The 5,914-nt window shown below is 72.2% G+C and carries 5 protein-coding genes and 1 pseudogene; 4 read left to right on the top strand and 2 right to left on the bottom strand.

Annotation, left to right across the window (positions count from 1 at the left end):
* The coding region (gene purD, locus G6022_RS10590) for a phosphoribosylamine--glycine ligase (protein WP_182691540.1) at positions 1 to 911 on the top strand (911 nt) is incomplete at its 5' end.
* Positions 912 to 995: 84 nt separating this feature from the next.
* On the opposite strand, the gene idi is transcribed toward purD, so the two are convergent.
* Positions 996 to 1,550, bottom strand: coding sequence for an isopentenyl-diphosphate Delta-isomerase (gene idi, locus G6022_RS10595; protein WP_017835303.1), 555 nt, complete (start codon positions 1,548 to 1,550; stop codon positions 996 to 998).
* 44 nt (positions 1,551 to 1,594) lie between these two features.
* Positions 1,595 to 2,734 carry an acyl-CoA dehydrogenase family protein gene (locus G6022_RS10600; protein WP_107748804.1) on the bottom strand — a complete coding sequence of 380 codons (1,140 nt, stop codon included), beginning with the start codon at positions 2,732 to 2,734 and terminating at the stop codon, positions 1,595 to 1,597.
* Between the two features lie 142 nt (positions 2,735 to 2,876).
* Here G6022_RS10600 and G6022_RS10605 point away from each other — a divergent pair, with 142 nt between their 5' ends.
* The 3 genes and pseudogenes from G6022_RS10605 to G6022_RS17055 form a co-directional block, all read left to right on the top strand.
* Complete coding sequence (locus G6022_RS10605) at positions 2,877 to 4,520, top strand: AMP-binding protein (RefSeq protein WP_182639589.1); 1,644 nt, start codon at positions 2,877 to 2,879, stop codon at positions 4,518 to 4,520.
* A gap of 75 nt (positions 4,521 to 4,595) precedes the next feature.
* Positions 4,596 to 5,144: pseudogene (locus G6022_RS17050) on the top strand (family 43 glycosylhydrolase); the annotation flags it as partial.
* Positions 5,145 to 5,217: 73 nt separating this feature from the next.
* On the top strand, positions 5,218 to 5,914 hold a 697-nt coding region (locus G6022_RS17055), incomplete at its 3' end, for a family 43 glycosylhydrolase (RefSeq protein ID WP_347238170.1).

Below are 5,914 nucleotides of genomic sequence, written 5' to 3' on the forward strand. Positions count from 1 at the left end.
CGGCGCGCGCCGAGGTCGTCGACTCGCCCGCCGACCTGGACGAGGCGCTCGACCGGTTCGGCCCCACCTGGGTGGTCAAGGACGACGGCCTCGCGGCCGGCAAGGGGGTCGTGGTCACGCCCGACCGCGCCGCCGCGCACGCCCACGCGCTCGCCTGCCTGGACGACGGGCACCCGGTTCTGCTCGAGTCCTTCCTCGACGGCCCCGAGGTGTCGCTGTTCTGTCTCGTGGACGGCGAGACGGTGGTCCCGCTCCTCCCCGCTCAGGATCACAAGCGTGTCGGGGAGGGGGACCGCGGACCCAACACCGGCGGGATGGGTGCCTACACCCCCCTGCCGTGGCTGCCGCAGGGGATGGTCGACCGGATCGTCTCCGAGGTGTGTGAGCCGGTCGCCCGCGAGATGGTCGCACGGGGATGCGGCTTCTCCGGTCTCCTGTACGCGGGTCTGGCGATCACCACGTCTGGCCCCGAGGTCGTGGAGTTCAACTGCCGTTTCGGTGATCCCGAGACGCAGGCGGTCCTGGCGCTACTGGAGTCGCCCCTGGGGCAGGCCCTCCACGCGGTGGCCACCGGCCGTCTCGCCGAGCTGCCTCCGCTGGTGTGGCGCGACGGCGCCGCCGTGACCGTCGTGCTGGCCGCGGAGAACTACCCGTCCTCGCCACGCCGGGGGGACGTGATCGAGGGCGCCGAGCAGCCGGGGGTCTTCCACGCCGGGACGGCCCGGGACGAGAACGGGCGACTGGTCTCGGCCGGGGGGCGGGTCCTGTCGGTCGTCGGGACCGGTCCCGACCTCGCCGCCGCGCGCGCGGAGGCCTACCGGATCCTCGACGGGGTCGAGCTGGGCGGCGGTCACTTCCGTCGCGACATCGGCCTGGCGGCCGAGGAGGGACACATCAGCATCCCGGGCTAACGGCGTCAGCCCGCCGGGCTGACGGCCGATCCGCCGTCCTCAACGCGCCTGTCCTCACCGAGCCCGTCCTCACCGAGCCCGTCCTCAACGAGCGTAGAGGGCCATGCGCGGCGCCTGCGCGACCAGCCAGGGGCTGAACGCGAACGGCGTCGCGTCGATGGCCTTGCGCACGTCCTCGGGCCGGGCCCAGTGGTGGGCACACACCTCGTCCGCCCGCGGGGCTAGGTCGGCGCGGATGCGGGCGGTGAACACCGGGCAGATCTCGTTCTCCACGATCCCGGAGTCGTCCACCGCCCGGTACCGGAAGTCCGGCAACGCCGGCTCGATCCCGTCCACGCGCGTCCCGAGTTCCTGTTCCGCCCGTCGCACTATCGCCTCGGCGGGGTCCTCGCCCGGTGCGGGGTGACCACAGAACGAGTTGGTCCACACGCCCGGCCAGGCGCGCTTGTGCAGCGCGCGACGGGTGAGCAGGACGCGGCCCTCCTCGTCGACCACGTGGCACGAGAACGCCAGGTGCAGCGGGGTGTCGGTGGTGTGGACGGTGGCCTTGTCCGCGGTGCCGACGGGCTGGCCGTCCTCCGAGAGGAGGACCACGTACTCGGTGCCCGCGGGAGCGGAGGCGTCGGGGAGGGAGGACATGCCGCCAACCTTAGGCGCTCCGGGCCGGACGGGCCGCCGGGGACTCAGACGGCGAGGTCGCGGGCGATCACCAGTCGCTGGATCTGGTTGGTGCCCTCGAAGATCTGGGTGATCTTGGCCTCGCGCATGTACCGCTCCACGGGGAACTCCCGGGTGTAGCCGACGCCGCCGAGCACCTGGACCGCGTCCGTCGTGACCTTCATCGCCGCGTCCGTGGCGGTGAGCTTGGCGATCGAGGCCTGGCGGGAGTAGGGACGGCCGGCGTCCTTGCGTCGGGCGGCGTCGAGGTACGTGGCGCGGGCGGAGGTCACGGCCGCGGCCATGTCCGCCAGCAGGAAGCCCAGGCCCTGGTGGCCGATGATGGTCTTGCCGAACGCCTCGCGCTCATTGGCGTAGGCGACCGCGTCGTCGAGTGCCCGCTGCGCGATGCCGGTGGCCACCGCGGCGATCCCGAGCCGGCCCGAGTCCAGGGCGGAGAACGCGATGCGCAGTCCGTCGCCCTCGGCGCCCAGGAGACGGGCGGCGTCGACCCGGGCGCCCTCGTAGGCGGCGGTGGTGGTGGGGACGCCGTTCAGGCCCATCTTGTCCTCGGGCTTCCCGAACGTCAGGTTCTCGGTGTCGCGGGGGACCAGGAGACACGAGATGCCGCGGGACCCCTCGCCGGTGCGGACGAAGGTGTTGTACACGTCCGCGATCCCACCGTGCGTGATCCAGGACTTGGTGCCGGTGACCACGAACTCGTCACCCTCACGCTCGGCGCGGCACCGCAGCGCCGCCGCGTCCGACCCGGCCTGTGGCTCCGAGAGCGAATACGCGCCGATCTGCTCGCCGGCGAGCATCCCGGGCAGCCACTCGGCCTTCTGCTCGTCGGAGCCGGCGGTGGCCAGGGGGAAGCAGGACAGACCGTGCACGCTCGTCGCGACGGCGACAGCCGCCCACCGGGCACCGAGCTCCTCCAGCACCTGCAGGTACACCTCGTACGGCTGGTCGCCGCCGCCGAACTCCTCCGGATAGGGCAGCCCCAGCAGGCCCACCTCGCCGAGTTGCGCGAAGAGCCCCTCGGGATAGGTGTGGTTCCGCTCGTGCTCGGCCGCGATCGGCTCGAGCAGCTTGTCCGCGACCGAGCGGGTCATGTCGAGGAGTTCGTACGCCTCGTCGCTGGGGAGCAGTCGGTCGACGGCCATGGGAGTCCTTCCGGGTACGTGCGGGAATCGTCGGGTGGTCCCATTAGAGTGCACGGCTCCGGAGCAGTCGTACCAGCCCCGAAAGCGGGGGTGCCCGTCGGTGGGTGGTGTGCGGCGGGCCTCTGCAGCAGTATCTGCAGACATGTCTGCAGATACGACCGAGACCACGCCGCCCACCGGCACGCCCCTGTCCCCGGACGAGCTCCTGGCGATCTACGACGTCCCCGGTGCGAGTGCGGCGGAGTTCCTGTGCGACCGCCACGACCCCGACGCCGTGGCCTTCACCGTGATCGACGCCGACCTGTCCGGTCGCGACATCACCTACGGCGAGCTGAAGGTCGGGAGCGAGAAGGTGGCCGCCGCCCTGGCGGCCCTCGGTGTGGGCGAGGGGGACCGGGTCGCCACGCTCATGGCCAAGTCCGCGGACCTGGTGTTCACGCTCATGGGGATCTGGCGCCTGGGCGCGGTGCACATGCCGCTGTTCACCGCGTTCGCCTGGCCCGCCATCGAGATGCGGATCACCGGCGGCGACGCCCGGGTGATCGTGTCCGACGCCGACCAGCGGGGGAAGCTCGAGAGCACGTCCGTCCCGGTGGTCGTGGCCGGGCTGGCGGACTGCCCCGGTGCCCGGGAGGGAGACCTCGACCTCGACACGATCGTCGGCGACCAGGAGCCCGGTCGCGGCGCCGCGGTCACCGGACCGGACGCCGGGATGGTGATGCTCTTCACCTCGGGCACCACCGGCACCCCCAAGGGGGTCGTCGTCCCCGTCCGCGCGCTCGCCGCGTTCCACCAGTACATCGAGACCGGTCTGGACGTGCGCGCCGACGACGTGTTCTGGAACGGTGCCGATCCGGGCTGGGCGTACGGCCTCTACTACGGCATCCTCGGTCCGCTGGCGGTGGGCCGCCGCAGCCTGCTCCTCCACGCCCGATACACCCCGGAGTTGGCGTTCGCCGTCCTGCAGTACTACGGGGTCACCAACTTCGCGGCGGCGCCGACGGTCTACCGGACGATGCGCGCCAAGCGCGACATCGCGCCGGACGTGAGGCTCCGCCGGGCCTCCGCCGCCGGTGAGCCGCTCACCCCGGAGGTGATCGAGTGGTCGATCGAGCAGTTCGGTGTCGAGGTCCGGGACCAGTACGGCCAGACCGAGCACGGGATGTTCATCATCAACCCCTGGCACGACTCGCTGCGCGAGGACGTCCGTCCGGGTTCGATGGGCGTGCCGTTGCCGGGCTGGTCCTGCACCGTGCTCGCCGCCGACGCCGACGAGCCCGCCCCCGTGGGCGAGCTGGGCCGCGTGGCGATCGACGTGCCCGCCAGCCCCCTCATGTGGTTCACGGGGTACCACCAGGCCCCGGAGAAGACCGCCGAGCGGTTCAGCCCGGACGGACGCTGGTACTACACCGGCGACGCCGCCAAGCTCGACGCCGACGGCCACTTCTACTTCTCGAGCCGCGACGACGACGTCATCATCATGTCCGGGTACCGCATCGGCCCGTTCGACGTGGAGTCCGTCCTGGCCAAGCACCCCGACGTGCTCGAGTCGGCGGTCATCGGGGTGCCCGACGAGCTGGCCGGCGAGGTGCTGGAGGCGTACGTGGTGCTGCGCGACGGCGTGGAGGGCGGCCCGGAGGCCGAGGCCGGGCTGCAGAAGTGGGTCAAGACGGAGTTCGCGGCCCACGCCTTCCCGCGCAAGGTCCACTTCGTCCGCGAGCTGCCCAAGACCCCGTCGGGCAAGATCCAGCGGTTCCTGCTGCGCAAGGAGCGCGGGGCGAGATAGAGAGCGCGGAGCGGGGCTCCAACCGGGAGTTACGTACGGTCACATAAAGACGGTTCATGGGTCTATGCTCGGCCGATGAAAATCTCGCGAGGAGCGCGCGCCCTCGGCGCCGCCGCGCTGGCCGTCGTCGTCCCCCTCGTGTCCGCCACCGCGGCGGTGCCCGCGGCCGCGAACCCGGTGATCTCCTCCATCGCCCCGGACCCGTCGGTCCAGAGGGGAGCGGACGGCGCCTTCCACGTCTACGCGTCCTCGGACGACTGGTCGGACGGTGCCGGGTACCGGCTCGTCCCGCACTTCCGGTCCTTCGACCTGGTCGAGTGGGAGTACGTGGGGGACGCCTTCGGATCCCGTCCCTCGTGGGCACCGTCGGGGTCGTACCTGTGGGCGCCGGACGTCCACGTCGCCGACGCCGGAGCGGTCATGTACTACACGACCGGCGGGCCGGCCCCCTGTATCGGGATGGCCACCGCGCCCGGGATCGAGGGCCCGTGGACCCACGGCGGTGCGCCGATCGTCTGCTACGGGGCCGACGCGCCCTATCGGGATCTGGATCCGATGGACCCCGAGGTGGTGTTCACGGCCGACGGCCCGGTCATGTTCATGGGGAACTTCGAGGGGATCCACGCGGTGCGGATGAACCCAGCGGGGACAGCTCTGATCGGCGACCCCGTCCTGGTGGCCGGTACGGGCGTCCCTGGTGGCCGGTACGGGCGTCGAGGCCCCCGCCATCGTCAGCCGCGAGGGCAGGACGCACCTGTTCACCAGTGCTGGACTGTGTTGCAACGGCGAGCAGTCCCAGTACCGGGTGTTGGGTGGCCGCGCCGACGACGTGATGGGCCCGTACTCCGATCGGCAACAGCGCCCGTTGGTGCAGGGGCCGGGTTCCCCGCTGCCCGGCGACGTGATCCTCAAGGGTGACGCCGACTGGGTGGGACCGGGTCACGTCGACGTGACCACCGACGACGCGGGGCAGGACTGGATGCTCTATCACGCCGCCCCCCGCGGCAGCGCCGTGCTCCCCAACGGGGTGCAGCGGAGGTACATGATGCTCGACCGCCTGGACTGGGTCGGCGGGTGGCCCGTGGTCGGGGACGGCACCCCGTCCTCGACCCGGTCCGCCGATCCCGTCGTCTCCCTTCCCGTACGGCTCACGGCGGTGGGTGGTGCGGTGCTCCGGCCGGACCGGGACGGACAGGTGCTCGACGCCTCGGTCCGGATGGACTCGACGGGGTCCGCCTACTCCGGCGACCTGCGCGCCGCGCTCACCGGACCCGACAAGCGCCGGGTCGCGTTGCCCGTGCTCGTCGACGGGCAGGCGCTGCCGTCCGTCCCCCAGGCCGTCGGTGCGGGTGCGACCGTGACCCGCGCGCTGACCCTGCGCCCCGCTGCCCCGA

The organism is Dietzia sp. Cai40 (assembly GCF_014145165.1).
GTDB classification, from domain to species: Bacteria; Actinomycetota; Actinomycetes; order Mycobacteriales; family Mycobacteriaceae; genus Dietzia; species Dietzia natronolimnaea.

Coding starts and splice junctions, on each gene's coding strand:
- idi (WP_017835303.1), bottom strand. CDS start 1,550: ATGTCCTCCCTCCCCGACGCCTCCGCTCCCGCGGGCACCGAGTACGTG.
- G6022_RS10600 (WP_107748804.1), bottom strand. CDS start 2,734: ATGGCCGTCGACCGACTGCTCCCCAGCGACGAGGCGTACGAACTCCTC.
- G6022_RS10605 (WP_182639589.1), top strand. CDS start 2,877: ATGTCTGCAGATACGACCGAGACCACGCCGCCCACCGGCACGCCCCTG.